Source organism: Novosphingobium sp. BL-S-19, assembly GCF_055521675.1.
On record NZ_CM145498.1, the window covers coordinates 2,965,308 to 2,991,348 of the forward strand.

At 65.5% G+C, this 26,041-nt stretch carries 22 protein-coding genes and 1 pseudogene; 9 read left to right on the forward strand and 14 right to left on the reverse strand.

Annotation, left to right across the window (positions count from 1 at the left end):
• Nucleotides 1–4: 4 nt before the first annotated feature.
• The 4 genes and pseudogenes from ACZ1JV_RS22240 to ACZ1JV_RS22255 all read right to left on the reverse strand — a co-directional run.
• Nucleotides 5–304: pseudogene (locus ACZ1JV_RS22240) on the reverse strand (DUF2155 domain-containing protein); the annotation flags it as partial.
• A 137-nt stretch (nucleotides 305–441) separates the two neighbouring features.
• The gene (locus ACZ1JV_RS22245; protein WP_465135850.1) at nucleotides 442–849 is read right to left on the reverse strand and encodes an NADH:ubiquinone oxidoreductase subunit NDUFA12; all 408 of its coding nucleotides are present in this window, start codon (nucleotides 847–849) and stop codon (nucleotides 442–444) included.
• A gap of 190 nt (nucleotides 850–1,039) precedes the next feature.
• On the reverse strand, nucleotides 1,040–1,540 hold the full coding sequence (locus ACZ1JV_RS22250; RefSeq protein ID WP_465150559.1) for a DUF192 domain-containing protein: 501 nt from the start codon (nucleotides 1,538–1,540) through the stop codon (nucleotides 1,040–1,042).
• Nucleotides 1,541–1,543: 3 nt separating this feature from the next.
• Nucleotides 1,544–2,098 carry a regulatory protein RecX gene (locus ACZ1JV_RS22255; protein WP_465150560.1) on the reverse strand — a complete coding sequence of 185 codons (555 nt, stop codon included), beginning with the start codon at nucleotides 2,096–2,098 and terminating at the stop codon, nucleotides 1,544–1,546.
• Between the two features lie 163 nt (nucleotides 2,099–2,261).
• Here ACZ1JV_RS22255 and ACZ1JV_RS22260 point away from each other — a divergent pair, with 163 nt between their 5' ends.
• Nucleotides 2,262–4,022, forward strand: coding sequence for a fatty acyl-AMP ligase (locus tag ACZ1JV_RS22260; protein ID WP_465150561.1), 1,761 nt, complete (start codon nucleotides 2,262–2,264; stop codon nucleotides 4,020–4,022).
• Between the two features lie 272 nt (nucleotides 4,023–4,294).
• Here the strand turns inward: ACZ1JV_RS22260 and ACZ1JV_RS22265 are convergent, their stop codons facing one another.
• From ACZ1JV_RS22265 to ACZ1JV_RS22285, 5 genes are all read right to left on the reverse strand, one after another.
• Entirely contained in the window at nucleotides 4,295–5,578 is a 1,284-nt protein-coding gene (locus ACZ1JV_RS22265) for an MFS transporter (protein ID WP_465150562.1), read from the reverse strand.
• Between the two features lie 72 nt (nucleotides 5,579–5,650).
• Entirely contained in the window at nucleotides 5,651–6,112 is a 462-nt protein-coding gene (locus ACZ1JV_RS22270) for a DUF2721 domain-containing protein (protein ID WP_465135855.1), read from the reverse strand.
• Nucleotides 6,113–6,115: 3 nt separating this feature from the next.
• On the reverse strand, nucleotides 6,116–6,931 hold the full coding sequence (locus ACZ1JV_RS22275; protein WP_465150563.1) for a class I mannose-6-phosphate isomerase: 816 nt from the start codon (nucleotides 6,929–6,931) through the stop codon (nucleotides 6,116–6,118).
• Nucleotides 6,932–6,956: 25 nt separating this feature from the next.
• Nucleotides 6,957–8,003 (reverse strand): mannose-1-phosphate guanylyltransferase, encoded by a 1,047-nt coding sequence (locus tag ACZ1JV_RS22280; RefSeq protein WP_465152627.1) that lies wholly within the window; start codon nucleotides 8,001–8,003, stop codon nucleotides 6,957–6,959.
• A gap of 91 nt (nucleotides 8,004–8,094) precedes the next feature.
• Entirely contained in the window at nucleotides 8,095–8,868 is a 774-nt protein-coding gene (locus ACZ1JV_RS22285; RefSeq protein WP_465150564.1) for a TonB family protein, read from the reverse strand.
• 201 nt (nucleotides 8,869–9,069) lie between these two features.
• Between ACZ1JV_RS22285 and ACZ1JV_RS22290 the strand changes: the two genes are divergently transcribed.
• Both ACZ1JV_RS22290 and ACZ1JV_RS22295 read left to right on the forward strand, forming a co-directional pair.
• Complete coding sequence (locus tag ACZ1JV_RS22290; protein ID WP_465150565.1) at nucleotides 9,070–9,786, forward strand: dienelactone hydrolase family protein; 717 nt, start codon at nucleotides 9,070–9,072, stop codon at nucleotides 9,784–9,786.
• Nucleotides 9,787–10,222: 436 nt separating this feature from the next.
• Nucleotides 10,223–12,955, forward strand: a complete 2,733-nt coding sequence (locus tag ACZ1JV_RS22295) for a TonB-dependent receptor (protein ID WP_465150566.1) — start codon at nucleotides 10,223–10,225, stop codon at nucleotides 12,953–12,955.
• A gap of 157 nt (nucleotides 12,956–13,112) precedes the next feature.
• Here the strand turns inward: ACZ1JV_RS22295 and ACZ1JV_RS22300 are convergent, their stop codons facing one another.
• The gene (locus ACZ1JV_RS22300) at nucleotides 13,113–14,174 is read right to left on the reverse strand and encodes a phosphotransferase (protein WP_465150567.1); all 1,062 of its coding nucleotides are present in this window, start codon (nucleotides 14,172–14,174) and stop codon (nucleotides 13,113–13,115) included.
• Nucleotides 14,175–14,294: 120 nt separating this feature from the next.
• On the opposite strand from ACZ1JV_RS22300, the gene ACZ1JV_RS22305 reads away from it, so the two are divergent.
• From ACZ1JV_RS22305 to ACZ1JV_RS22320, 4 genes are all read left to right on the forward strand, one after another.
• Nucleotides 14,295–15,506, forward strand: coding sequence for a CaiB/BaiF CoA transferase family protein (locus ACZ1JV_RS22305; RefSeq protein WP_465150568.1), 1,212 nt, complete (start codon nucleotides 14,295–14,297; stop codon nucleotides 15,504–15,506).
• Entirely contained in the window at nucleotides 15,506–15,925 is a 420-nt protein-coding gene (locus ACZ1JV_RS22310; protein WP_465150569.1) for a Zn-ribbon domain-containing OB-fold protein, read from the forward strand. The genes ACZ1JV_RS22305 and ACZ1JV_RS22310 overlap by 1 nt, the downstream gene beginning before the upstream one ends.
• The gene (locus ACZ1JV_RS22315) at nucleotides 15,922–17,106 is read left to right on the forward strand and encodes a thiolase family protein (RefSeq protein WP_465150570.1); all 1,185 of its coding nucleotides are present in this window, start codon (nucleotides 15,922–15,924) and stop codon (nucleotides 17,104–17,106) included. The genes ACZ1JV_RS22310 and ACZ1JV_RS22315 overlap by 4 nt, the downstream gene beginning before the upstream one ends.
• Before the next feature lie 85 nt (nucleotides 17,107–17,191).
• Nucleotides 17,192–18,391: an amidohydrolase family protein gene (locus ACZ1JV_RS22320; protein ID WP_465150571.1), complete on the forward strand. Its 1,200-nt coding sequence runs from the start codon at nucleotides 17,192–17,194 to the stop codon at nucleotides 18,389–18,391.
• 214 nt (nucleotides 18,392–18,605) lie between these two features.
• Here the strand turns inward: ACZ1JV_RS22320 and ACZ1JV_RS22325 are convergent, their stop codons facing one another.
• The 4 genes from ACZ1JV_RS22325 to ACZ1JV_RS22340 all read right to left on the reverse strand — a co-directional run bounded on the left by ACZ1JV_RS22325 (nucleotide 18,606) and on the right by ACZ1JV_RS22340 (nucleotide 23,919).
• Nucleotides 18,606–19,652 carry a phosphotransferase family protein gene (locus ACZ1JV_RS22325; RefSeq protein ID WP_465150572.1) on the reverse strand — a complete coding sequence of 349 codons (1,047 nt, stop codon included), beginning with the start codon at nucleotides 19,650–19,652 and terminating at the stop codon, nucleotides 18,606–18,608.
• Between the two features lie 129 nt (nucleotides 19,653–19,781).
• On the reverse strand, nucleotides 19,782–20,621 hold the full coding sequence (locus ACZ1JV_RS22330) for an IclR family transcriptional regulator (RefSeq protein ID WP_465150573.1): 840 nt from the start codon (nucleotides 20,619–20,621) through the stop codon (nucleotides 19,782–19,784).
• A gap of 234 nt (nucleotides 20,622–20,855) precedes the next feature.
• Entirely contained in the window at nucleotides 20,856–22,400 is a 1,545-nt protein-coding gene (locus tag ACZ1JV_RS22335; RefSeq protein WP_465150574.1) for a class I adenylate-forming enzyme family protein, read from the reverse strand.
• 130 nt (nucleotides 22,401–22,530) lie between these two features.
• Nucleotides 22,531–23,919, reverse strand: a complete 1,389-nt coding sequence (locus tag ACZ1JV_RS22340; RefSeq protein ID WP_465150575.1) for a helix-turn-helix domain-containing protein — start codon at nucleotides 23,917–23,919, stop codon at nucleotides 22,531–22,533.
• Between the two features lie 164 nt (nucleotides 23,920–24,083).
• Between ACZ1JV_RS22340 and ACZ1JV_RS22345 the strand changes: the two genes are divergently transcribed.
• Nucleotides 24,084–25,676, forward strand: coding sequence for an isocitrate lyase (locus tag ACZ1JV_RS22345; RefSeq protein ID WP_465150576.1), 1,593 nt, complete (start codon nucleotides 24,084–24,086; stop codon nucleotides 25,674–25,676).
• A 73-nt stretch (nucleotides 25,677–25,749) separates the two neighbouring features.
• Complete coding sequence (locus tag ACZ1JV_RS22350) at nucleotides 25,750–25,920, forward strand: hypothetical protein (RefSeq protein WP_465150577.1); 171 nt, start codon at nucleotides 25,750–25,752, stop codon at nucleotides 25,918–25,920.
• Nucleotides 25,921–26,041: the final 121 nt, after the last annotated feature.

Sequence of the window (26,041 nt, forward strand, 5' to 3'; positions counted from 1 at the left end):
AATTCTTGAACAGCCAGCCAGAGAACACTTTGTGCCAGGCAAGCTTCTCGTTGGCGTTGGCGCGTTCTTCGACGAAGACCTGGACGAAAGCGCCCTCTTCCTGAGGACGTTCCCACGGCAGCGACTTCTCGCAGGTGGCGACTTTGACCACCAGATTGCCGATGCGCTTCGCCTCACCCGGCTTCATCACCAGGTCCTGCGTCAGGTTGTTGCGCTTGTTGAGCACGCCCAGCGTGACCACGCGATCCTTGTTCGGCGTGCCCAACTGCTGGCCCTGCGCTGCCTGCGCGGGGCCAGCCTGCATGCCGGCAATGGCATCGGGGATCGAAGTGTCCTGCGCTTCCGGCGCGGGTTCACCCTTGCCGCAGGCGGCCAGCGCCAGCGGCAAGGCCAGCGCAACGACCGGCGCGTAGGCGAAGACCCGCTTCACAGGCGCGCCCTTCAGGCTTCGGGAGACCAGGCCTCGTAATCGCCGGTGGCCGGCGCTCGCACGCCACCGCGTTCGAGCGCACCCTGCGGGCGATAGGCGGAGCCGGTGCCGGTGGCATTGGGGGTGTAGTCCACTTCCCAGATGCGCGGCGGCGGCAGGTGGCTTTCGGGAACGCCGTCATAGCTGTGGTGCAACCAGCCATGCCATTCGGCAGGAACGTTGCTGGCATCGTTGGCGGCCGCATAGATCACCCAGCGACGTTCGTACCCCTCGGTCGTCCGCACTTTGGCGGACTTCGAGCGATAGTACTTGTTGCCCTGCGCGTCGGTGCCGACGTGCTCGCCATTGCGCGAGCTCCAGAGCGAGGTGCCGATGGTGGCGCCGTCCCACCAGGTGAAGATCTTGGACAGGATTCCCATGGGCTGCGCGTTAGCGCCGTTCCACGCCGATGCCAAGCATGTTCCCGCGCGAAAACGACAGTTATGCCGAGCATGTAAGGCGGATCGCACGCCTTTCCCGCCCACTTGGCGGGGCAGGCGCCCGCAAGGCTTGCGCGCGGCGCTTGCGCCTTGCGCGTTTTTTCAACCGCCCCCGACCTAGCAGGTCTCGCTACCAGCTCACCTTGTCGCCCGGCGCGATGCCGAGTTCGGCGGCCCGGCCACCGTTGAGTTCCAGCACCCCGATCACGGGCCCCGCCGAAGGCAGCGGCTTTTCATCATAGGGCACCGCATTGGCGGCGATGTTGAGCACGCGGTGGTCCGGGCCGATGAACAGGATGTCCAGCGGGATCACCGTGTTCTTCATCCAGAACGCCGCCTTGCGCGGGGCTTTTTCGGGGAAGACCATGCCCTCGTCCGCGCCCATCGCGGTGCGGAACATCAGGCCCGTGGCCTGCTCCGCCTCGCTCGCGGCAACTTCGACCTGGAAGACGTGCGATTTGCCGGCGGACGCCACCGTCAGCGGTACGACCGACAGGCCCGATTCGGGATGGACCGCGCCGGTCTGCGTCGCAGCGCTGATCGCGGCCTCCGCACCGCTTTTCGAACAGCCGGCCGGCAACAACAGTACGGAAGCCAGCAGGCACGCGGCGATGGGGCGATTGAGGGGCATGGTTCAGGCTTCTCCGGATTCCGATTCTGCTTCCTGCACCCAGGCCTCTGCCGCCTCCTGGCTTTCCGCGTTCATGATCGCGCGCGCCATGTCGAGGCGGTGCCCCGCCCGCAGCATGGCCGCGATGTGCTTTTCGCGCAGTGGCCTGTCGGCCGGCTGAACGGCAAACGGGCCGAACCGACGGCGCCGCGCCAATATAAACGCCGCGCGCCGGGCCGCGCCCTCATCCGGGCTTGCCTCATGGCGCAAGTCCTCGTCCACGCCGGCCTGACCCAGCGCCTCGCCCACGCGCCGGGCGCCATAGCCGCGCCGCAGCAGGCTGCCCGCCTTCATCCGCGCCCAGGCCGCGTCATTGACGTAACCCAGCTCGCAATAACGAGCGATCAAGGCATCCAGATCGGGGAAATCCCCATCATCCCATCCCCGCTCACGCAGTTTACGTTGCAGATAATCGCGCAGCTTCCCTTGCGTCGTCGCGAAACGCGCGACATAGGCGAGCGCCAATTCCTCCAGGCGGGTCTGGTTAAGCGGTTGTGGATTACGACGCTTGTCCGACATCTTGCCCTATTCGTGCCACAGTCGGCTCGGAATGGGGAGAGCGCACGGAACCATGCAGGTGGGATAGCTGTGAAAATTGCTATGTCCGGTTCAGGTTGGGCCGGATAGAAGTCCCAGGTTCCGTAGAGAATTAAACGGTATAACAACAACGGGTTATAACGAGATGAACGACACCATCAACATGGTGCCGCAAGCGAGTGAAGCACTTGTCGCAACCCCCAACGGGGACGCGCTTGCCCGCCGTTTTGCCGATTTCGACACTTTCTGCGATGCCCTCGACTATGCGGCGAAGGGCCAGCGCGGCTTCAATTTCCACGATCCGCGTGGCGTGCTGAAACGCGTCTATCCGTTTTCGCAGCTGCGCGAAGATTCGATCAAGGTCGCCCACGCGCTGATCGCGCGCGGCGTGAAGCCGAACGATCGCATCGCGCTGATCGCTGAAACCGGCACCGATTTCGCGGCGCTGTTCTGCGGCGTCGTTTACGCCGGTGCCTGGCCGGTGCCGCTGCCCCTGCCCACCAGCTTCGGCGGCAAGGACAACTATATCGAGCAGCTGGCCGTCCAGCTTTCCAGCTCGGACCCGATGCTGCTGGTCGGCCCGGACGAGATTGCCGAGATGACCGCCGCCGCGGCCGAGCGTCAGGGCTGCGGCCATGCGACCTGGGCCGATTTCACTGCGAAAGACGCGCCCGAAGTCGCGCTGCCCAAGGCCAGCCCGGACGATATCTGCTATCTGCAGTATTCCAGCGGCTCCACTCGCTTCCCACATGGCGTTGCCGTTACGCACCGTTCGCTGATGTCGAACCTGGCCGCGCACAGCCACGGCATGCAGGTTTGCGAAACCGACCGCTGCATCTCGTGGCTGCCCTGGTACCATGACATGGGTCTGGTCGGCTGCTTCCTCTCGCTGATCGCCAACCAGGTCTCGGGCGACTACCTGAAGACCGAGGACTTCGCCCGCCGCCCGCTGGCGTGGCTGGACATGATCACGCGCAACGAAGGCACCTCGATCTCGTACTCGCCGACTTTCGGCTACGACATCTGCGCCCGCCGCATCTCCAGCCAGAGCCATGTCGATGACCGCTTCGACCTGTCGCGCTGGCGGCTTGCCGGCAACGGCGCCGACATGATCCGTCCGGACGTGATGCAGAACTTCGTCAACGCCTTCGCGCAGGCCGGCTTCAAGGCGACTGCCTTCCTGCCCAGCTATGGCCTTGCCGAAGCGACGCTGGCCGTGACCATCATGCCGCCCGGCGAAGGCATCCGCGTCGAACTGGTCGAGGAAGAGCGCCTCTCCGGTTCCCCGCGCGACCTCAGCCGCCCGGCTCGCTACCGCGCCATCGTCAACTGCGGCAAGCCCGTGCTCGACATGGAAGTGGTGATCCGCGGCGAGAACGGCGACAGCCTTACCGACCACAAGATCGGCAAGGTCTGGTGCCGCGGCACCAGCGTCATGCACTCCTACTTCCGCGATCCCGAAGCGACCGAGGCCTGCCTCGTCGACGGGTGGCTGGACACGGGCGACATGGGCTACATGGCCGATGGCTACCTGTTCATCGTCGGCCGCGCGAAGGACATGATCATCATCAACGGCAAGAACCACTGGCCCCAGGACATCGAATGGGCCGTGGAACAGCTGCCGGGCTTCAACCATGGCGACATCGCCGCCTTCTCGGTGGAAATGGACAATGGCGAGGAAGCCCCCGCCGTGCTGGTCCACTGCCGCGTCTCCGATCCGGCCAAGCGCATCGAACTGCGCGACCTGATCCGCGACAAGGTCCGCTCGATCACCGGCATGAACTGCGTGGTCGAACTGGTGCCGCCCAAGAGCCTGCCGCGCACCAGCTCGGGCAAGCTCAGCCGCGCCAAGGCGAAGAAGCTGTACCTTTCGGGCGAGATCGAGCCGTTCAAGCTCGCCGCCTGATTATCGAGTTCTGATTTCAGGAACGGGCCGGAAAGCTTTGCGCTTTCCGGCCCGTTTCGATTCGTCGGTCCGTGCGTGGCGACACTCCCTCGTTCAGTCACTCCGTCGCCCCCGCGAAGGCGGGGGCCCCGCTTTTCTTGGTTTCACGCAGAGACGAGGAGGCCCAGAGCGGTCGCGCAGCAATCCACCCGCCCCTCCGCGCGCCAAAAAAGAAGAAGCGGGATCCCCGCCTTCGCGGGGATGACGGGAATGTTGTTTGCCGGGCGCCGTTGTCAGCCCGCCACCTCGCGCACCGTCCAATCGGGATAGCGCGGCAGGGTCACCAGCAGTACACCGCTGATCACGCAGCCCACCACGCCGGCCCACAGGAACGGCCCATATCCGCCGAACTTGTCGTAGACCACGCCCGCCAGCCACGGCCCCAGTCCCGAGGCGAAGGCGACCATTGCCGCCATCACGCCGTAGATCGCGCCGAAGTGCCGCATTCCGGCGTAACCGGCCGTGAGGAAAGCGCAGATCTGCGTCTTGGTCCCGGCCGCATAGCCGTTCACCAACAGGCCGAAGATCACCGCCGCCGTCGAATCGATCCACCAGATCAGCACGATGAAAGTCACGGCGGTAACGGCCATGGTCACGCCGCCGATCCAGTTCGGCTTGTAGCGGTCCATCAGCACGCCGGTAACGAGCTTGCCGATGATGCCCGCAACGCCGGTCAGCGCCGTCAGCCACGCAGCGTTGGCTCGGGTAACGCCCGCTTCGGTCAGGATCGGGAAGAGGTGGATGCCAAGGCCGACGGTCAGCACCATCACAAGGAAGGTCGATGCCGCCAGTTGCCAGATCGCCCGGCTGCGCAGCGCCTCTCGCGGAGTAAGCCCCGGCAGGTGCAATGTGCTGCGCGCGGCGGCGGCCTCGCCGGCCTTTTGCGCATCGCGCCGCGCGCGGTCGTGAACGTCGTAGAGGAACAGCGCGCAGAGCAGCAGCGTCAGCCCGCCCCAGCCGATCCCGAACCAGACGAAAGCACCGCGCCATCCGGCATGTTCGATCAGGTAATTGCCAAGCGGCGGCACGACCGCCTGCGCCACCGCCGTTCCCGCCACCGTCATGCCGAGGGCAAGCCCCCTGCCCTTGTCGAACATGCCGGCGACAGCGGTGGTCCAGACGGTGGACTTGATCGTGGTGAGCAGCACCCCGAAAATCACCCAGAGCGCAATCCACTGCACTTCCGACCCGTTGGCGAGCGCAAAGGAACTCATCGAGACCATGACCAGCACGATCCCCGGCAGCGCCAGGCGCCGCGACCCCATGCGATCGATCAGTGCACCATAGAAGGGTGAGAGGATCGCGGTGACGAATGTGGCGATGCCGGGCCCTGCCGAAAGCAGTGAGCGACTCCAGCCGAATTCCTTGCCCAGCGGCTCGAAGAACAGCCCAGTGCCGGCCAGCAGCACGGAGAAGAACGAGAAGCCGACGGCCGAGGCCAGCACGAGCTTCCAGCCCCGTCGCCATTCCTCCCGCTGGCCGGTCGGTTCCGGCGCGGCTCTACCCGGTGCGTGCATCTGTTCTCTCCCTTGGGAGAGAGCCTAGGGCATGCGGCCAGATCGCCAAACGCCCCGGCGATACCCGCACGATCAGATGGTCCGGTGCAGCTCCAGATAATCGCGTGGTATGCTGAGGGCTTGCTTGGCCACTTGCGTCTCGCGCAGGAACAGCACCAGCGCCACCAGCAGCAGGACGATCGAGGCGAGGAAGATGATCGCCGCAATGCCGTGCATGTCGAAACCGGCCAGCCCCTGAAGGAACAGCACCGCCACGGTCGTACCAATGCACAGCGCCGAAAGCACCATGAAGCGGATGGCGTTGGTGATGATGTTGATGCGCTTGTCGACCAGCCGGATTTCCAGAACCACCATGTCGTGGGCCGGGCCTTCGGTCTCGTTATGGCGTTCCTGAAGCGTGCGGGCACGGTCCACCACCCGGCCCAGCCGGGTGGAGAGGATGTTCAGGATATTGCCGATGGCGACCAGCACGAACACCGGCGTTAGCGCCAGTTGGATGGTCTGGACGATCGTTGAATCGCTGATGGTGAACACAAGTCAGCTTTCGCAGGCCCGTGCCAGCAGGCACACTCCGTTTTCCGCGAAAGCGACTTCAGCCAGCGAACTGGCAAGACCGCAACCGCCGGGCGCGATCAGATCGTCGCCCACCTTCACCGATTCCTCGCGCGGGATCACCAGCAGCGCGCCGGGATAGCGGGCCGCGATTTCCGGCGTGGGGGTACCCGCCACCTGATCGAGCAGGAACAGCGGGCCATCCACCAGGACCTGCGTGTCGTTCGAGCCAATGCGCTTGTGCCAGCGCGCCAGATCGTAGACCTCGCCCTTCGACACCGCCATGCCCTCGTCCAGATGCAGCTCGCGCGGGCGACCGTAGTCATAGAGGCGATAGGTGATGTCGCTGTTCTGTTGCACTTCGATCAGGCTGACGCCTTCACCGATGGCGTGCACGGTGTTGGCCGGAATATAGAAGAAGTCGCCCGGCTGCACTTCGTGCCAGGTCATCAGCCCTTCGATGCTGCCATCCAGCGAGGCGGCGCGCATGGCTTCCTCGGAAATCGGCGCATCGAAACCGATGCCCAGCGTGGCACCCGGCTCGGCGGCGAGGATCAGCCAGCACTCTTCCTTGCCCTGCTTGCCAAGGCCCTTGGCGATCGTCTGCGCATCGCTGGGATGGACCTGCACGGACAGCTTTTCGCTGGTGAAAATGTACTTCACCAGCAGGTCCGGCAGTGCGGCGGGCGGTTCGAACCAGACTTCGCCGATGCGCTCACCTTCCGGGGCGACGAAAGGCGCGGGCAGGACGTCCTTGCCCCAGGGCTTCTCGACTTCGCGGATCGCGAGTGCGGCAGTCATGGCAGGTCCTCTATTACTGGTGCGTCTACTGGTTTGCGGCGCCGTGAAGCTTTCCGACCTTTTGCACGCCTTCAACCGTAGTGACCAGCACCTCGTTCCCGTCCACCACAACTATGACGTTGGAAAGCCCGATCACCGAGACGCGCGGCCCGTCGCTATCGACCAGAACATTGCTGCAATCGACGAGTTCGGCCTCACCCGGTCCGCGTACCGAATTGCCGGTTTCGTCGCGTTCCAGCGCGTCGTGCAGCGCCTGCCAGTTGCCGATGTCGGACCAGTCCATGTCCGCCGGCACCATGGCCGCGCGGGCCGTGTTCTCCATCACCGCATAGTCCACCGAATCGCTGGGCACTGCGGCAAACGTCGCCGCGTCGGGATGGAAGCGCTGGCCGTCCTCGGCGCCCTTCACCACCGCCTCACGCACTTTGGCGGCGATCTCGGGACGGTGGGCGGCGAGTTCGGCCATGAAGTCCCCGACGCGGAAGGCGAAGATGCCGCCGTTCCAGGCATAGCCGCCGTCTTCAAGAAACGCCTTTGCGCGTTCGAGATCCGGCTTCTCGACGAACTGCGCAGTGCGATAGCCGGGCGTGCCCTCGATCGCCTCGCCGCGCTTCAGATAGCCGAAACCGGTTTCCGGCGCGGTCGCCTCGATCCCGAAGGAGACCAGCCAGCCATCGCTCGCCAGTGCGGCAGCGGCGCAGGCGGCTTCGGCGAAGACCTCGGGGCGGCCGATGTGATGATCGCTGGGGCAGACCAGCATCACCGCATCCTCGGGCAGGCGGCAAGCCGCGAGCGCGATGGCGGCGGCGGTGTTGCGCGCGGCGGGCTCGACGATGACGCTGGCACCGGGAGCACCGACAAGCTGCGCCTCGACATGGTCGAGATGCTTGGTGCCAGTCACCACCACGGGCGCGGCGAAGCCGAGATGCGCCGGGCAGCGGGCAAGGCTCGCCTCGAACAGCGTGCTGTCCCCCACCAGCGGCAGGAACGGTTTGGGCTTGGCAGCGCGGCTGCGCGGCCACAGCCGGGTGCCGCTGCCGCCGCACAGGATGACCGGGACTATCGTGAGGATTGGGCGCGAAGCATCGCGGGAATCGGAAGACATGCCCATCGCCATACCGCGCCTTCGGGGCAATGCAACGGGGGTGATGAGGGATGCCCGATTACCGGGTGTCGCCATCCTGCCCCTTCAGGAACCAGCGCTGACGCCAGCCATAGTTAGCCTCAATCTCTTCGCCCGCCGCATCCCGCGCAGGGCGGAAGCGGAACCGCTCCATGGCCAGGCGGCACGTGATGCGATCCGCCTCGGCATCGGGGCTGGGCTGCGCGACCCGGCAGGCTTTCGCCTTGCCGTCGACGCCCACGCGCAAGACCACCACGACCTGATGGCCAAGCCTAAGGTCGCGACTGGCCGCTGGGTAATCGCGGGCCGAGTTGATGTCTCCGGCGATCTTTTCCGGCTTGCTGGCCAGACCGCCCCCGCCGCCCTGGCCCGATCCCGATGTGCCGGAACCGAGCCCGGTGCCCTGCCCGCCCGCCCCCGTCCCCGTGCCCGCGAGACTGGCGCCCGCAGCATCGTTGTGCCCGGCGCCGGCCACCGGTGGCGCCTGCGTCGGCGCGATGGCTATCGGCGCCGTGGGCACTGCCACGTCGCGCGGAGTGGCGCGCTTGCCCGGCGCGCCTTCGGCTCCCGGTGCGCGCGGCGGCGCAGTCAGCTGCGCGGAGGCGCGGACTTCAGGCTGCGGGCTTGGCGGCGGCGAAAGCGGAATGTCGAACGCGCGCGTGGTCGAACGCACCACGTCTTCCGCAAAATGGGGCGCGAAAGCCCGCACCAGCAGCGCCAGCACCAACAGATGCAACACCAGCACAAGCGCGGCCATGCCCCACCGGATGGACCTCGGCGGCCGCAGATCGGCTCCTGTAGTCACCGGTCGCATGGCTCTTCGATGCCACGCCCTCCGCGCGAATGGCAAGCCATGCCGCGCCGGACCGAAGTGACTGTTGCCCCTTTGACAGCCGGCCCGGCCGCCGTCATTCTCATATGCGAACCCATGTTCCCCAGTGCGACAACGATTCGCCGGATATCCAGCGTCAGCATCGCCGAAGACAGAGAACAGGGTTTTGGAGAGGGGAGGCGCATGGCGGGTTTCGAATCCCTGGAGTGCGAGCATGAGGGCACCGTCCTTCGGGGCCTTGTTGCGCGCCCCGAAAAGGCGCCGTCCGGCGCTGCGGTCATGATGTTTCCTGGCGCCACCGGGCCTTCGGAATGCTTTTACGCGGCCATGCGCGAAGTGGCTGCAGGCGGCAGGCTGGTGATCGCGCCCGACATGTACGGCGCCGATGCCGACATCTCTTCCAACCAGGCGGCAGGCACGCATTTCGCCGCGCTGATGGCCGCGCCGCACCGCTTGCGGGAACGCGTACTGGTCTGGTTCGAGACCGTCCGCGCACTGCCCGGCGTCGATCCCGATCGGATTGCCGCGATCGGTTACTGCTTCGGCGGAAAATGCGTGCTGGAACTGGCGCGCAGCGGCGCGGCGTTGCGATCGGTCACCAGTTTCCATGGCCTGCTGGGCACCCATGCGCCGGCCGGTGCCGGCGATATCGGTGCGCGGATCGCGGTTTGGACCGGGGGTGAGGATCCATACGCCCCCGCCGCCGATGTCGATGCCTTGCGCGCGGAATTGGATGCCGCCGGCGCAGATTACCAGCTGACGGTTTTCGCCAAGGCGGCCCACGCCTTCACCGACCCCGATCACGACGGCATCGCCCCGGGGATCGCCTACGACCGGACGGCACATCGTATTGCCTGGAACGGAACGATTATCCTGCTGGAAGAGACTGTAGACGCCTGAACGGCTCCAAAGAGTCTTCTACAGGCAATTGTTCCCCCACAAAGAAATGAGGGAGGTTCATCAGACGAATTGCACCGGAACGACAGGAGGGTTAGTTTTCGCGAAGACGCAGACTCAAGCGCGCACGCGGAAAAAAACCGCCAATAAATACGGTCCATACAAAAACAGCACCGCCCAGAAGATGCCGCTCATCGGCACGGGGAGAACGTGGGGAGGACAGATCCGGGAAACCGGGCCCAAACATACTGCAACGGGACATGCGCCTATTGTCGTCCGGCCATCTGCCGGCGCGGCGCATTTTACCCGGAACGCCGAATCCCAAGAATTTCAATGCAGGCCCGTGTGCGTGTCGATCGGTCAGAACCGGCGTCGCGCATCGCCCCGGAATCGAGGCGGTCTGCCGTGAGAACATGGTTTCCGTGAGGAGAGGAAGAACATGCTTGCAAGGAATTTCAGGACTTCGCTGATGATCGGTGTCGCGGCGGTGGGGACCGGCGCGGGGCTGGTCGCGTCACCCGCATTCGCCCAGGATGGAACGCAGGATCAGGCCGCTTCGACGGCGCCGCAGCAGGCCCAGTCTGGCCGGCGCGAAAGTCCCGCGGTCAATCCCGGCGACATCATCGTCACCGCCCGGCGTACCGAGGAACGCCTGCAGGACGTGCCGATCTCCATCACCGTGTTCAACCAGGAGCAGCTGACCAACCGCAACGTCGTCAGCGCGTCCGACCTTGCCACCAGCACGCCTTCGCTTTCCGCCAACACCAACTTCGGTTCGCAGAACTCGTCCTTCGCGATCCGCGGGTTCGTGCAGGATCTGGGCACCGCGCCTTCGGTGGGCGTCTACTTCGCCGACGTGGTGGCCCCGCGCGGCGCATCGAACGGCCTGCCATCGGGTGACGGCGCCGGTCCGGGTGCGTTCTTCGATCTACAGAACGTGCAGGTGCTGAAAGGCCCGCAGGGCACGCTGTTCGGCCGCAACACGACGGGCGGCGCGGTGCTGCTGGTTCCGCAGCGGCCGACTGACCTGTTCGAAGGCTATGTGCAGGGATCGATCGGCAATTACGACATGCGCCGCGTCCAGGCCGTGTTGAACGTGCCGCTGGCCGATACCTTCAAGGTCCGCCTGGGCGTGGACCGCATGAAGCGCGACGGGTATCTGCACAACACCAGCGGCATCGGCCCCAAGGATTTCAACGATGTGGACTATACTTCGGTCCGCCTCAGCGTGGTCGCGGAACTGACGCCGGACCTCGAAAACTACACGATCGCCACCTATTCGCGCTCGGACACGCATGGTGACGCGCAGAAACTGATCGCGGCCGATCCGGCCTACAGCCTGGGCCATTTTGCGGAAGAGCAACTGACTCCGGGCAGTGCCAACTATCAGGGTTCGGGCTTCTACGACTTCGCGCAGGACGTGCCCGATGCGCGCTCGTTGCTGACCGTCTGGCAGGTGATCAACACCACCACCTGGCACGCCAGCGACACGCTGACCTTCAAGAACATCGCCAGCTATGGCGAGTTGAAGGACAGCTTCAACAACCCGATCTTCGGCACCGCCTTCGAAACGCCGGCGATTCCGCAGATCGGCCTGTCCAGCTATCGCTTCGGCTTTGCCAGCAGCCGGCCGTTGCCCGGTCGCGACACGGCGGCGGAATCGACCTTTACCGAGGAATTCCAGATCCAGGGCCGCAGCAGCAACGACAAGCTGACCTGGCAGACCGGCGCCTACTTCGAATCGGTGCAACCGCTTGGCCTCGTCGGATCGAAATCTCCGGTGATCCAGTCCTGCGCCGATTCCGCCGCGCTTGCGGCAAACCAGTGCTATGACATCCTGGGCTATCTGGCCGCCGTCACCCCGGTATTGCTCTCCCGGAATCCGGCGCTTTACGATCCCACCCAGCACGCCGGCGCCATCAACACCACGGCGGGCCGTACTTCGTTCCGCAACGTCGGCCTCTATGCCCAGGCAACCTACAAGTTCACCGACCAGCTCAAGCTGACCGGCGGCTTCCGCTACACCTGGGACCGGGAGAACAACACCAGCGTCCAGACGACGACGATCACCGGCTATCCGCTCAGCTTCCCATTCTTCCAGCCGGTGCCGGCCGGCCCGTTGTTCACGTATTGCACCTATCCGGACGCCCCGGTGCAGGATCCCACCGCCGCCAACGGCTGCCGCCGCGACATCAAGCAGAAGTCGCAGAAGCCGACCTGGCTGATCGATCTGGACTATACGCCGGTTCAGGACGTGCTGATCTACGGCAAATACGCACGCGGCTATCGCGCCGGCGGCATCGCGCCCAACGTGACCTCTGCCTTCGCGGTCTTCGGCCCGGAAAAGGTGGATGCCTTCGAACTGGGCGCCAAGACCAGCTGGCGCGGGTCGGTGCCCGGCAACTTCAACATCGCCGGCTTCTACAACAAGTTCAGCAACCAGCAGCTGCAGCTGGGCTTTAACGCCAACCCCTGCCAGTTCACCGATCCCGATACCGGCGCCTGCATCGCGGCTCCGGTCTCGCCCACGGCCGCGCCGGTCAACGCCGGCAGGTCGCGGATCTGGGGTATCGAGGTGGACGCATCGGCCAGCCCGTTCGAAGGCCTGCTGCTGCAGGTCGGCTATACCTATCTGAACACCAAGCTGACTTCGGCGGAGACCTTCTCGCTCGAACCCGGGTCACCCTATGTGCTTTCGGGCACCTACCTGGTGGGTGATCCGCTGGCGCTCAGCCCGAAGAACAAGGTCACCGTCAGCGGCACCTACACGCTTCCGCTGCCCGACAGCGTGGGCAAGGTCTCGTTCGGGGCCACCTTCACGCATACCGACAAGATGCTGGCGAACACCGGCAACCGTTTCTACTTTGGCTGCAACGGTACGGCGAACACCTACCTGCCGAACTGCCAGGCAGGAGCGGTTTCCGATCCGGCCACGGTCGCCTACATCCAGAGCCTGACGTTCCTGCCGGCAACGGACCTGCTGAACCTGAACGTCAATTGGGACAATATCGGCGGCCTGCCCGTGGATGCGGCGTTCTTCGCCACCAATGTGACCAAGGAAAAGTACTATACCTTCTATCCGGGCCTTTCGACCGGCACCGGTTTCGAAACCGCCTCGGTCGGCGCGCCGCGCATGTACGGCTTCAGCCTGAAGTATCACTTCGGCGGCTGATCCGGTTTAGAGCAGTCGACCCGACTGCGTCGGATCGACTGCTCTAAGTTTTTGGTTTGTCGCATTTTCCGAGTCATCGGGTGATTCTACCTGATTGGAAAATGCTCTAATCGCTTCGTCGGAGGGGCCGTCCGCACTGCGGGCGGCCCTTTTCCGTTCAGGTGGCCAAAAGGCCGAAGCTGCCGTGCCGCATGACCGCGCGGCCAAGGCGGCCGACGAACGCCTCGATGATCGGCGGATCGACGCGGCGGGTGATCGCCCAGAGATAGTACCCGTAGACCACCGCCTCCCGGTACTGCGCCCAGGCCTCGTCCTGATCGGGCATGGCGCAGCCGTACCCGCGCATCGCGGCGAGATACTCGCCAAGCAGCCGCCGCTCCTCCGCTTCCGCCACTTCCACCGGCAGCACGGCGTTGATGTGATAGGCGACATCAAGTGCCCAGCCGCCGCGCTGGAGAAGCTGCCAGTCGATCAGGCCCATGCCCTCGCTCGTCCGGTAGAGATTGCCGGCATGAGCATCGCCATGAAGAAGGAACTGCGGCCGCCCCCCGTCGCGCGCGGCCAGCGCCTGCATTGCGGTGACGAGATTGCCGGCATGGCGCACATCGGAATCCAGCCCCTCCCCGCGCGGCCCGTCGAGAAGGTCCTGCAACATCTCCGGCGTCACATACGTCATCGCCGCAAGCTGCGCCGCGCGCGGGGCGATCCAGTCCTTGCCCGCAAGCAGGTCCGCCCGCGAATGAAGCCGGGCAAGCAAGGAAAGGCTCCGTACCGCATCGTCCGCCGTGAAGGGATCGAGCGCCGAACAGAATGCCGCCCCTTGCGCGATCAGGTCACGCATCACCGTCACCGCCTGCTGCTGCTGCCGATCGACCACGGTGGCGACGCAGGGCGGCACCCGCAGATCCAGCACCGGGGCAAGCCGGTTGTAGAAGTCCGCCTCCAGCACGCAAGTCGGCCCGCCGCGCGCCGTCGCCTCGTCCACGTCGAGCAGGCCCTTGATGCAGAACTGGTGCGTGGCCTGCTCCCCTTCGAAGCGAACAGCAAAGCGCACTTTGGTGGCGACCGTGCGGATCACTTCCAATGTCTCGACAGAGGCGATCCTGCGGCCGAACACGCCTTCCAGCCAATAGGGATCCAGCGCTTCGGCCAGCGTCGCGGGCACCGGCCCGGCATGTTCCACAGGCCCGTTCCGGGGCGGGGCGGCTGTGATCGTCATCGTCATCTCCCACGGGTGCATCGGCTTGCCCAATTCTCCATTTCGGTACATCATTCGCAATAGAGAATTTTAACGGTCACGCGATGGTCGTCGAAAAGGCCGAAACGGGAGAGGCAAACGATGGGAAAGCCACTTGAAGGCATCCGCGTGGTCGAAGTGGCGATGTGGGCTTTCGTTCCCGCCTGCGGCGGCATGCTGGCCGATCTGGGCGCCGAAGTGATCAAGGTGGAACCGCCCAGCGGCGATCCGCTGCGCGGGCTGAAGATCGGCAGCCTTGGTGTGGCTGAAGCCGCCTACGACTGGTCGTGGGAAAGCTATAACCGGGGCAAGCGATCGATCACGCTGGACTTGCGGCAGGAGGCCGGGCGTGCGGTGCTGGAGCGCTTGCTGGAAGGGGCAGATGTGTTCCTCACCAGCCTGCTTCCGCCCGCGCGCCGGTCGATGGGCATCGATGCCGCAACCCTGCGCGCCCGCTTCCCGGGCCTGATCTATGCCAGCGGTAGCGGCACCGGCCCCAACGGCCCTGATGGCGAGAAAGGCGGCTACGACGCGATCACTTTCTGGGCGCGCGGCGGCATTGCTTCCTCGCTCACCGAGAACGACGCGCCCGCGCCGGTCGGCCCGCCCGGCCCTGCCTTCGGTGACACGCTTTCGGGCGCGATGCTGGCCGGCGCGATCTCCGCCGCGATCGCGCGACGGGCCATGACCGGAGAGGCCGGCGAAGTGGACGTATCGCTGCTGGGCACCGCCATGTGGTCCCAGCAGCGGCTGATCTGTCAGGGCACGGCGGACGGCGTGCAGCGCTTTCCGCGCCCGTCCGGCCCGCCGCACAATGTGCTGGTGGCGAATTATCGCACGGCGGACCACCGCTTCGTCGCGCTCTGCATGTTGCAGGCGGACCGTTATTGGGCGCGCTTCTGCGAGGCGGCCGGACGGCCCGACCTCGCCGCCGATCCGCGCTTTGCGGATGATGCCGCGCGGCGAGCGAACGGTGCCGAATGCCATGCGGAAGTGACCGCCCTGTTCGCCTCCAAACCGCTGGCCGAATGGAAGCAGATCCTTGCCCGGCAGGACGGCCAGTGGGACGTGGTGCAGGACGTGGGCGAGCTGAAGGACGACCCGCAAGTGCAGGCCAACCAGTACTTGCGCCAGATCGATGCCGGAAACGGCGCAACGATCCCGATGGTGGCCAGCCCCATGCTGTTCGAAGGCCAGGCCCTGCCCTCCACCCGCGCGCCGGAGCTTGGGGCGGATAGCGACGCCGTGCTGGCCGAACTCGGCTATGACGAGGATGCCGTGATCGACCTCAAGGTGCAGGGAGTGGTGTTCTGATGGCACCCGAAAGCGTTCCGGCACGCAAACTGCCCGCGCTCGAAGGCGAAACCGCGTTCTTCTGGACTTCGGGCGCGGACGGCCAATTGCGCATCCAGCGCTGCACCGAATGCCGCACATGGCAGCACCCGCCGCTTCCCCGCTGCGCCGCTTGCGGCAGCGAGGCGCTGGAAGCCGAGCCGACTTCCGGCAAGGGCCGCCTCGCCAGCTACACCATCAATCACGAGGCATGGCTGCCGGGCCTGCCCGTGCCGTTCGTGCTGGCGGCGGTGGAACTGGCCGAACAGGCCGGCCTCTACGTCCTTGCCAATCTCGACGATGCGCCGCAGGCCGCGCGCGTGGGTCTGCCCGTGACCGTACGGTTCGAACAGCATGAGGACGTCTGGCTGCCCTTCTTCACGCCGGAGGAAGGTCTATGACCACCCTTCCAGAGAAGTCCGTCTGCGTGACCGGCGCCGCGCAATCGGAAGTGGCGCGGCCGTCCGCCCGCAGCGCGCTGCAACTCACTGCCGACGCCTGCCTTGCCGCCATTGCCGATGCCGGCCTGACCGTGCGGGAGATCGACGGCATCGCCACCTATCCGCCCAAGTCGGCCGAAGGCGGCGGCATCGCCCCGGTCAGCACATCGGAAGCCGCCGCCTTGCTGGGCATCAATCCGCGCTGGATTCTCGCCTCCGGCGAAGGGTTCAGCCACATGGCCCCGATCTTCAACGCGGTGACCGCCATCGCCTGCGGCCTTGTCCGCCATGTCGTGGTGTTTCGCACCGTCGCGCAGGCCAGCGCCCGCGCACAGGCCCGGGCCTCCACACTGATGGGCGGCCGCGGCGCGCGGGTTGACGGAAACAGCGCCTGGACAGTGCCGTTCAACGCGCTTTCCCCGATCAACATGTTCGCGCTCTACGCGCAGGCCTATTTCGACAAGTACGGCGCCACCGAGGCACAACTGGGCGCCTTAGCGGTGAATGCCCGCAGCCATGCCGCGCACAACCCCGCCGCGATCTACAAAGCGCCGCTGACGCTGGACGATTACCTGCGATCGCGCGTTATCTCTTCCCCCCTCCGACTCTACGACTGCGACGCCCACGTCGACGGCGCTACCGCCATCGTCCTCTCGCACCGGGATGCCGCGAAGGACCTGCGCAATCCGCCGCTGCACATGGAGGCGATGGGCATGGCCGTCGGCGGTCTCTGGGCCGGCCGGCACGAGGGGGACTTCACCAGCCTGCCCGCCGCCCGCCGCGCGGGAGAGATGCTGTGGTCCCGCACCAGCTTGCGGCCGACGGACCTCGACTGCGCGCAATTGTACGACGGGTTCTCGATCCACACCTGGCTCTGGATGGAGGCGCTAGGGCTGGTGCCGCAGGGCGAGGCCTGCCGCTTCGTGGAGGGCGGCACGCGGATCGGGCTCGACGGGGACCTTCCGCTCAACACTGGCGGCGGGCAACTCTCGGCCGGGCGCCTGCACGGCTATGGCCATATCCACGAGGCCTGCGTGCAACTCTGGCATCGCGGCGGCGGGCGGCAGGTGCCGGATGCGCGCACCTGCCTGATTTCCAACGGCGGCTTTGGATACGGCGCGATGCTCTTGCGGCGTGATTGATCCTGAGTCGTCGTCTTGACTTTTCTTGTTCGTTATGCCGATAATATATTCACAATAGCGAATAATAGATCGAGAGGAATGGGAGATGAGCGAGGCTGATCCGGCCATCCGCGCAGGCGCCGCAACCGAATGGGCCTACGGTCCGATCTTCGATGCGGACGCGCACATCGATCCGCCGCATGACATGTGGAAGGACTACCTGCCCGCGCACCTGAAAGACCGCGCGCCCTATATCGAGCATGCGGAAGACGGCGATTACATCTGCTTCGAAGGCAATCGCCGCCCCTTCATGATGATCAACAATCAGGCGGGGCGAGAGGGAAAGAACTTCAAGATGAAGGGCCGCCTTGCCGACCAGCGCAAGGTGTGGGAACCCGCGACGCGCCTGGCCGACATGGATGCGGACGGCATGGACGCCGCGCTGCTGTTCGGCGGCGGGCCGCTGGGATCGTTCGACAACGAACTCTACGTCGCCAGCTACGAAGCCTATCAAAACTGGGTGCTGGACTTCTGCGCGGCGGCGCCGGATCGGCTCTTCCCGGTCGGCTACGTGCCGATGCGCGATATCGAGGAGACGTGCGCCCATGTCCGCCGCCTCGCTTCCAAGGGCTTTCGCGCGATCAACCTGCCCGCCTTCCCCCAGAATCCGGAGGCGTGGAAGACCACTTCGGGCGTGCAAGCCCTGAAGGACGGGCAAGTCTCCGCGCTGACCGGCGATCCCAAGGGCGCGCTGCAATATTCGAACCCCGCCTTCGATGCGCTCTGGAAGACGGTGGTGGACGCCGGGATCGTGGTGACCTTCCACCTCGGCGCCCGCGTGCCGCGCTTCGGGCAGAAGGAATACTTCCTGGCCGACATGCCGATGAGCAAGCTAGCGATGGCGGAGCCGATCGGCATCCTCATCTACAACGGCGTGTTCGACCGTTTTCCTGACCTGAAGATCGGATCGATGGAATCGGGCGTGGGCTGGTTCACGTGGTTCGCCGAATACAACGACCGCACCTGGGAAAAGCAGCGCTACTGGACGGAATCGCCGCTGAAGAACCCGCCCAGCTACTACATGGACCGCAACGTCTACGGCTCCTTCATCCAGGACCGCGCAGGCATTTTGAACCGCGACCAACCGGGCGGCCGCAACATCATGTGGTCATCGGACTATCCGCATTCGGAAACGACCTTCCCGCATTCGCGCGATGTGATCCTGCGCGATTTCGCGGGCGTGCCGGAAGCCGATGTGCGGGCGATCATTCACGACAATTGCCGGCGACTGCTGGGGTTGTCGTAGGCGGCGTAAATACGGTCAACGAGGCGGATAAACGATAGCCCAATACACTTCGTCGCCCCCGCGAAGGCGGGGGCCCCGCTGCCTTCTTCCCCCGCGCGCAAGAAAAGCGGGATCCCCGCCTACGCGGGGATGACGGTGCGGAGGGAAGGTACGGCCCGCAAAACCCAACCCCGCTCATCCTGAGCTTGTCGAAGGATCCCGCGCCCCCTAGCCCTCACCCCACCTTCAACCGTCTCGCCATCGACGCCTCATCCATCATCGGTGCACCGCGCAAGTGGCCAAGGCGGATGCCGGTGCAGGTCATCTTGAACTTCGCAAAATCCTCGTACCATTCAAGGACGGCGGCGGATTTGCCGGTCAGGTCTTCCCACAAGCCCACCGTTTCTTCGCGGCTGCCCATGCCTTCCAGCGGCGCGCCATAGGTCGAGCCCGGCCCGTGCATGGTATCCGCAATCACGCAAAACCACGCCAGATCGTGCAGCGCGCCGCCGAGCGAGGGCTGCTCCCAGTCCATCACCGCGACGACATCGAAGTTCGCATCGAACATCATGTTGCCGATCCGCGCATCACCCCAGACCAGCCCCTCAGGCTGGTTCTCCGGCCAAAGTCCGCGCAGCCGTTCCAGCGCCGCGTCGAGTATCGGAAGCGGCTCGACCTGCTGAAGCCAGCGGGCGAAGCGCGTGTACTTGTCCCATTCCTGCGCCAGCCCCCGCTCTCCGTTCGGCCCAGCAAGGAAATCGAACCCGTCCAGCGGCACGCGCTGCACCGCCGCCAGTTGCTCCACCGCATGGCGCCAGAGCACGCGGCGCTGCGCGGGCGCGGCGTCCCTCAGCCAGCCTTCGCGCGCATAGGGCGGGATCGACACCGGCACGCGGCCGGTCTTGCGCTCCATCACGAAGAAGGGATTGCCCAGCAGCGCCGGATCTTCCTCGAACCACAGCGGGCGGGCGACACGCACCTCTCCGCTTTCGGCCAGCGCCTTCATCACCCGGTATTGCTGCACGAACAGATCGTCGGGGAAGACCGTGAAGCCGCCCGGTTTGATCCGCACCACGCAGCCCCGTTGGCGTTCTTCGCCCTGCTCGCGCCAGTGCGCTTCGAACAGCACCGTCTCATGGCTTTGCCCGGCGCCGCGCGGATAGGCGAGATCGGTAATCCGCACCGCGCTTGCCTGCGGCATCCGCGCCGCCAGCCACTGCGCCAGCGCGCCCGCCAGTTCGTCAAGGTCCCGGGTTTCCGGCGCGACGATCACGTCCGACATCCAGCACTCTCCCGCTTGCCTCGCAATTCTAAATCGCGAATTTATTTTCGACTATTTGATAAGTCGACAAGCGAGGATGGTCAAGCGAAGCCGGCTTTGAGGGTGCGGGAACCGCCGGGGCGGCGGCGGTCAGAAGTCTTCGGGCTGGCCGATCAGAAAGCGGGAGATGCGGGCGCAAGCTTCGGCCAGCGCCTCGCCCGCCCTGCGCACTTCGGCGCCGGTCATGGCATCGTTGAAGCCGCCCAGCACCAACGAGATGGAGACGCGGTCACGCGCGTCGTAGATCGGCGCCATGATTCCCATCAGCGAATAAGTCCGCGCGTCGTCCAGCCTGATTTCGGGCACGACCGGCGGGTCCTGCATGCCGTTGATCGTGGTGATACCGTCATCGGGCACGGTTCCGGCACGGCGCGACAGGGCGATGAAGCCATGTTCACGCACGAAAGCCATGCCGCCGTGAAGCTGTTCCAGTTGCTCGGCCGTGGGCGCGGGATTGGTGCGGGCCTGCACCGCATCGGCCTCTCGCGGCGTGCGCGCGAAGAACGAGGTTGCCTGCACCCAGCGCAGCGGCATGCGCGTGCCCAGCGGCACCGGATAGCCGACGTGGCTGGCCGACGCAGCACGCTCGCGCAGGTGGATCATGTCGCCTTCCAGGAAATAGGCACCGCAGACCACGTCGAAATCGTCCGCCAGCTTGCGCATTTCCGGCTGCGCGACCTGCAAGGGTGAGAAGTGCTCCGCCGCCGTACGCCCGATCGCCGCCAGCACCGGGCCCAGCACATAAGTCTTGTCGCTGGTGCGGTAGAGATAGCCCACGTCGACCAGCCCGGTCAGCAGCGCATGGCACGTTGCCCGGCTGAGCTTCAGCGCGCGCACCAGATCGGTAAGCGCGAAGGACTGCCCCGGATGATCGGCGATGAAATTGAGAATGGCGGCCATGCGGGCGACGCCGGGGGAAGAACGCGACATGGGTGCTTTCGCTATTTCGAATTACCTGTCGGGTTATGGGGCGTGGAGAGGTTCGTCAATGGGGGCACAGAGGTGGCGGCCCCACATGCACGGCTCGCAAAACCCCTTCGTCGCCCCCGCGAAGGCGGGGGCCCCCCTTCCTTCTCGCCGCGCCCGCCAAGAAAAGCGGGGTCCCCGCCTTCGCGGGGACGACGAGGTTTGGTGTGCGACGTTCGGGTTCAATCGTCGGACGCTCTAGCCGCCGACCGCGGTTTCCTTTAGGCGCTCCGCCACGATCCGCGCGATTTCGCGGCGGGCGACCTTGTTGGAATGCAACAGCGGCACCTCATCGCGGGTAAGCTCCACCCACGCGCGCGGCACTTTGTAGGACGATAGGCTGGCCTTCATCCGCGCCTCGATGCCAGGCAGATCGAGCACCGCCCCGTCGCGCGGAACCAGCGCCGCCACCAGCAGCGCACCCCGCTCGCGATCCGGCAGGCCGACGACATAAGCGCTGTGCACGCCGTCCAGCGCCTGCAATTCCATCTCCACCTCGGCGGGCGAGACGTTCGATCCAGACACCTTGATCATGTCCCCGCCCCGGCCGACGAAATGGATGCGGCGGCCATCGGCGCGATCCTCGACAAGGCAGAGGTCGCCAGTGCGCAAGTAGCCGTCCGGCGTGTAATGCTCCGCCCGGTCGATCTTGTGGAGCGCCGGCGCGACGGCGGGGCCGCGCACCTGCATTTCACCCACTTCGCCGTTGGCGACCGGGCGGCCGTCCTCGTCCGCGATACGCACCTCATAACCTGGGGCAAAGTGGTCCATCGGCGCACAGACCGGGCGGCCGGGGACGCGGAACTCGTCGCCCCAACCGTAAGGGCCCAGCGTCTCGCTCATGCCTAGCCCCCACCAGGGTTGCGGGCCCTTGATGCGTTCAAGGTCTTCCTCGGCCAGTACCGAGCCCATGGCGAAGCGGCTGTTGCTGAGCGTCCGTTCGGAGCAGACGGTAACCGCGCCCTGCTCCCAATCCGGCAGCAGCGAGAGCATCAGCCCGCCCACCCAAAACATCGGCAATTGCGCGGGACGCTCTTCGCCCTGTTTCACGCCGAGCATCTCGACCAACCAATGGCTGCGCGCCAGAACCGCGCCGTGGAGATGGCGCACGCCCTTGGGCAGCGCCATCGAGCCGGAGGTGTAGATCTCGATCATCTGGTCGGTCGGATGAACTTCGGACTCGACCTCTCGCAGCACCTCTTCGCCCACATCGACATTGGTAAGCCACGCCATCGGCGCCACGGCGGCGGGCAAGTCCGCGCCGCTGGAGACAATCCAGCGCAAGTACGGCACACGCGGCAGGCGCAGCGCACCGCAAGTCTGCCCGGCGAGTTCCGGCAGCGCCTCGGTAAGGCGGGCCACGAGGTCCTTGCCCAGCATGGTCCGCTGGACGATCAGCCCCTGCACGTCGCTCTGGCGCAGCACGCGGACCAGTTCGTTGGCGCGGATCATCGTGCTGATCGGCACCGCGACCGCGCCGATGCGGGCGATCGCGGCCAGCGCCAAGGCAAAGCCCGGACCGTTGCCGAAGATGAACCCGACGCGCGCGCCCTTCCCCACACCACGCGCCAGCAGTCCGCGCGCGAGGTCTGCGGATTGGCGGTCAAGATCGGAGAAACTGGCGCTTTCGCTGCCGGTTTCGGTCTCCAGCGTGATCGCCACGGCATCGCCATAAGCAGCGGCGGCGGAGCGGATCAGTTCGGGAAAGGTCCGGGCCGCGCCAGGCGTGCTTTCGCTGCTCAATGCACTCATCCTCTCGCCCGCTCCAGGACGCGATCCTGCGTCGCGACGGCTGCCATCGCAAGCATTTGCACCGCGCCATCGCCACGGCGGAATCGTCACATTAGAGAATTTATATTCGCAATGGAGAATATTAGCTTTCAGAGAAGGTATAAGGCTGCGCCGCACGGCGATAGTCGTCGGCCAGCACGTCACGCCCGATCGGCGGCACCGATCGGGCCGCGCAATCCGCGCGCTGGCAGAGGCGGCAGGTCACGCCGATAGGCGTCGCTCTGGCCTCAGCTTCACCGCCATAGACCAGCTTTCCCGCCTCTTCCGCGGCGCAGGCGAGCGCCACGGCGCGGGTGACTTTCATCCGCCCATGCCGCCCCTCGCCCGAGGTGACGGTGCGGGCGATCGAGAAGAAGCGCTGCCCGTCCGGCAGTTCCAGCCACTGGGTGCGCACTACGCCCGGCCAGCGGAACACCTGATGCACCGACCATAAGGGGCAGCCGCCACCATGTGCCGCAAAGGGGAAGCCCGCGCCGTCCAACCGCTTGGACACATTCCCCGCCTCATCCACGCGCAGGAAGAAGAACGGCACCCGCTCCTCCCCCGGACGGTGCAGCGTGGTGAGCCGGTGCGCGACTTGCTCGAAACTGGTGCCGAACAGCCCGCAGAGCGCCTCGATATCGTAGCGCCGCGCCTCGGCCGCGCGCGCGAACCTGGCATAGGGCATCAGGATCGCCGCCGCCGCGTAGCCCGCCAGCGCCCGGCGCACGAGCGTCGCCGTGGTGGTTTGCACAAAGGCGGCGGCGCGCACGACCGCCACGATATCACTGCGCATCGCGGTATGGGCGATGTGGGTGGCGATCTGGAAAGCCCGGCTTGAGGGGCCGAGCGTATCGTCGATCAGCAGTTGCTGGTTGTGCCGGTCGAACCGCCGCAGTGAGTCGACCATGACGTCGGGCGGCAGGAAGCGCACCCGCACGCCCTTGGCGGCCAACCATGCGGTGGCGCCGCCGGCCTGCTCGATTTCGCCGGCGAGTTCCTCCGCCCGCACGTCGATGGCGTGGAAGTAGTTGCGCGATTGGCCGAGGAACCGCTGCGCCTCACGCACCGGCTCGTTCTCTTCCGCGCCCGGCCCGGAAGCGCGCTGCTCGGCCAGAGCCTGACTCTCGCGGGTGTAAGCGCCGTGAAGCCGCAGCAGCGCTTCCGAAATGCCCGGAAAGCTCATCGCCAGATCGGCCACTTCCAGCGAGGGCAAATCGATATCGGCGAACAACGGATCGCGCAGCACATCCCCCACGCGGCGGGCATAGTCCTCGCCATCGTCCCCGGCGATATCGGCAATGTCCAGCCGATAGGTCCGTGCAAGGCGCAGCAGCATGTCCGCCGTGACCGGGCGCTGGTTGCGTTCCAGCAGCGCGACATAGCTGGGCGAGATCTCCAGATCGTCCGCCATCGCCTGCTGCGTCAGGCCCAGTTCGCGGCGCAGGCGGCGCAGCCTGGGGCCAAGGTAGAGAGGTCTCGATTCCGCCATGGCTCAGCACTTTGTCATGCCTGTACATCTTTACAAGGAATATCTGTAAAGTTTGACAACCGGACTTCGCAGGCCGTTCCGCGCCGCAAAAATGGGGCCTAGCTCAAGGTCATCGCCCAAACACATTTTTCGGCGCCCATTTTTCAAGACGGGGACTTTTGGCAGTGACCTACCAGAGCAAGATCACCGAAGCCGGCCAGACCATCGGCACCGAGCCCAACTGGAACGGCATCGAACCGGAATCGGTCGCGCGCATGCGCCTGCAGAACCGCTTCCGCACCGGCCTCGACATCGCCCGCTACACCGCGCGCATCATGCGTGAGGATATGGCGGCTTATGATCGCGACCCTGCCAACTACACCCAGTCGCTGGGCTGCTGGCACGGCTTCATCGGCCAGCAGAAGATGATCTCCATCAAGAAGCATTTCGGCACGACCAAGGGCCGCTACCTCTACCTTTCGGGCTGGATGGTCGCGGCGCTGCGCAGCGAGTTCGGCCCCCTGCCCGACCAGTCGATGCACGAGAAGACCTCGGTTCCCGCGCTGGTGGAGGAACTCTACACCTTCCTGCGCCAGGCCGATGCCCGCGAACTGGGCATGCTGTTCCGCGATCTGGACAAGGCACGCGAAGCCGGTGACGAAGTCGAGGCCAAGCGCCTTGAACACGCAATCGACAACCACGAGACGCACGTCGTGCCGATCGTCGCCGATATCGACGCGGGCTTCGGCAATGCCGAGGCGACCTACCTGCTCGCCAAGAAGTTCATCGAGGCTGGTGCCTGCTGCATCCAGATCGAGAATCAGGTCTCTGACGAGAAGCAGTGCGGCCATCAGGACGGCAAGGTCACCGTTCCGCATGAGGACTTCATCGCGAAGATCCGCGCGGTCCGCTACGCTTTCATGGAACTGGGCGTGGACGAGGGCCTGATCGTGGCGCGCACCGACTCGCTGGGCGCGGGACTGACCAAGCAGATCGCCTTCACCCGCGAACCGGGCGATATCGGCGACCAGTACAACAGCTTCCTCGATTGCGACGAGATCGCGTCAAGTCAGGTCGGGCATGGTGAAGTGCTCATCACTCGCGACGGCAAGCTGATGCGGCCGAAGCGGCTGCCCTCGAACCTCTACCAGTTCCGCAGTGGAACCGGCGAGGATCGCTGCGTGCTCGATTGCATCCATGCGCTGGAGAACGGCGCGGACCTGCTGTGGATCGAAACCGAAAAGCCGCACATCGGCCAGATCGGCGGAATGGTCAGCCGCATCCGCGACGTGATCCCGAATGCCAAGCTGGTCTACAACAACTCGCCCAGCTTCAACTGGACGCTGAACTTCCGCCAGCAGGTCTTCGATGCATGGGAAGCGGAAGGCCGCGACACCGGCGCCTATGACCGGGCGAAGCTGATGAGCGTGGACTATGATGGCACCGAGCTGGGCAATGAGGCCGACGAACGCATCCGCACCTTCCAGAAGGACGCGGCGCGCGAGGCGGGGATCTTCCACCACCTCATCACCCTGCCGACGTATCACACCGCCGCCTTGTCGACCGACAATCTGGCGAAGGAGTACTTCGGCGAGGCGGGCATGCTCGGCTACGTCAAGGGCGTACAGCGTCAGGAAATCCGCCAAGGCATCGCCTGCGTGAAGCACCAGAACATGGCCGGATCGGACATCGGCGACGACCATAAGGAATACTTCGCCGGCGAGGCGGCCCTGAAGGCGGGCGGCACGCACAACACGATGAATCAGTTCGCTGCCTGAGGCGGCGACGAAAACGAACTTCGAAGGTCTCCGGGAATCGTCCGGGACCGCCAAGCAAGGAAAGGAAGGTACTATGACCACCATGACCACCGAACCGGCCCGCGCCCGCGCGGTACTTTCGAATCAGGACTTCAGGCTGCTGCAGGAAGCGGTGCTCTTCTACATGCGTGCGCATGAGGACGATCCGATCTCGTCGCAGTACTCGAACCTTTATCACCGCCTCGGTAGCGCCGGACGGCGTTGAGCGGTAACTCGACACGAAACACGAAGAATGATGGTGCCGGACGATCAACCGGCACCGAAACCCCGCCTTTGCCAACCGGCAAGGCGGGGCCACTCAAGACCTTTCCTGGGGAGGAAAGCCG

Coding starts and splice junctions, on each gene's coding strand:
- ACZ1JV_RS22300 (WP_465150567.1), bottom strand. CDS start 14,174: ATGACGATCACAGCCGCCCCGCCCCGGAACGGGCCTGTGGAACATGCC.
- ACZ1JV_RS22265 (WP_465150562.1), bottom strand. CDS start 5,578: ATGCACGCACCGGGTAGAGCCGCGCCGGAACCGACCGGCCAGCGGGAG.
- ACZ1JV_RS22285 (WP_465150564.1), bottom strand. CDS start 8,868: ATGCGACCGGTGACTACAGGAGCCGATCTGCGGCCGCCGAGGTCCATC.
- ACZ1JV_RS22275 (WP_465150563.1), bottom strand. CDS start 6,931: ATGACTGCCGCACTCGCGATCCGCGAAGTCGAGAAGCCCTGGGGCAAG.
- ACZ1JV_RS22330 (WP_465150573.1), bottom strand. CDS start 20,621: ATGTCGCGTTCTTCCCCCGGCGTCGCCCGCATGGCCGCCATTCTCAAT.
- ACZ1JV_RS22305 (WP_465150568.1), top strand. CDS start 14,295: ATGGGAAAGCCACTTGAAGGCATCCGCGTGGTCGAAGTGGCGATGTGG.
- ACZ1JV_RS22255 (WP_465150560.1), bottom strand. CDS start 2,098: ATGTCGGACAAGCGTCGTAATCCACAACCGCTTAACCAGACCCGCCTG.
- ACZ1JV_RS22245 (WP_465135850.1), bottom strand. CDS start 849: ATGGGAATCCTGTCCAAGATCTTCACCTGGTGGGACGGCGCCACCATC.
- ACZ1JV_RS22290 (WP_465150565.1), top strand. CDS start 9,070: ATGGCGGGTTTCGAATCCCTGGAGTGCGAGCATGAGGGCACCGTCCTT.
- ACZ1JV_RS22295 (WP_465150566.1), top strand. CDS start 10,223: ATGCTTGCAAGGAATTTCAGGACTTCGCTGATGATCGGTGTCGCGGCG.
- ACZ1JV_RS22315 (WP_465150570.1), top strand. CDS start 15,922: ATGACCACCCTTCCAGAGAAGTCCGTCTGCGTGACCGGCGCCGCGCAA.
- ACZ1JV_RS22310 (WP_465150569.1), top strand. CDS start 15,506: ATGGCACCCGAAAGCGTTCCGGCACGCAAACTGCCCGCGCTCGAAGGC.
- ACZ1JV_RS22350 (WP_465150577.1), top strand. CDS start 25,750: ATGACCACCATGACCACCGAACCGGCCCGCGCCCGCGCGGTACTTTCG.
- ACZ1JV_RS22250 (WP_465150559.1), bottom strand. CDS start 1,540: ATGCCCCTCAATCGCCCCATCGCCGCGTGCCTGCTGGCTTCCGTACTG.
- ACZ1JV_RS22340 (WP_465150575.1), bottom strand. CDS start 23,919: ATGGCGGAATCGAGACCTCTCTACCTTGGCCCCAGGCTGCGCCGCCTG.
- ACZ1JV_RS22320 (WP_465150571.1), top strand. CDS start 17,192: ATGAGCGAGGCTGATCCGGCCATCCGCGCAGGCGCCGCAACCGAATGG.
- ACZ1JV_RS22325 (WP_465150572.1), bottom strand. CDS start 19,652: ATGTCGGACGTGATCGTCGCGCCGGAAACCCGGGACCTTGACGAACTG.
- ACZ1JV_RS22260 (WP_465150561.1), top strand. CDS start 2,262: ATGAACGACACCATCAACATGGTGCCGCAAGCGAGTGAAGCACTTGTC.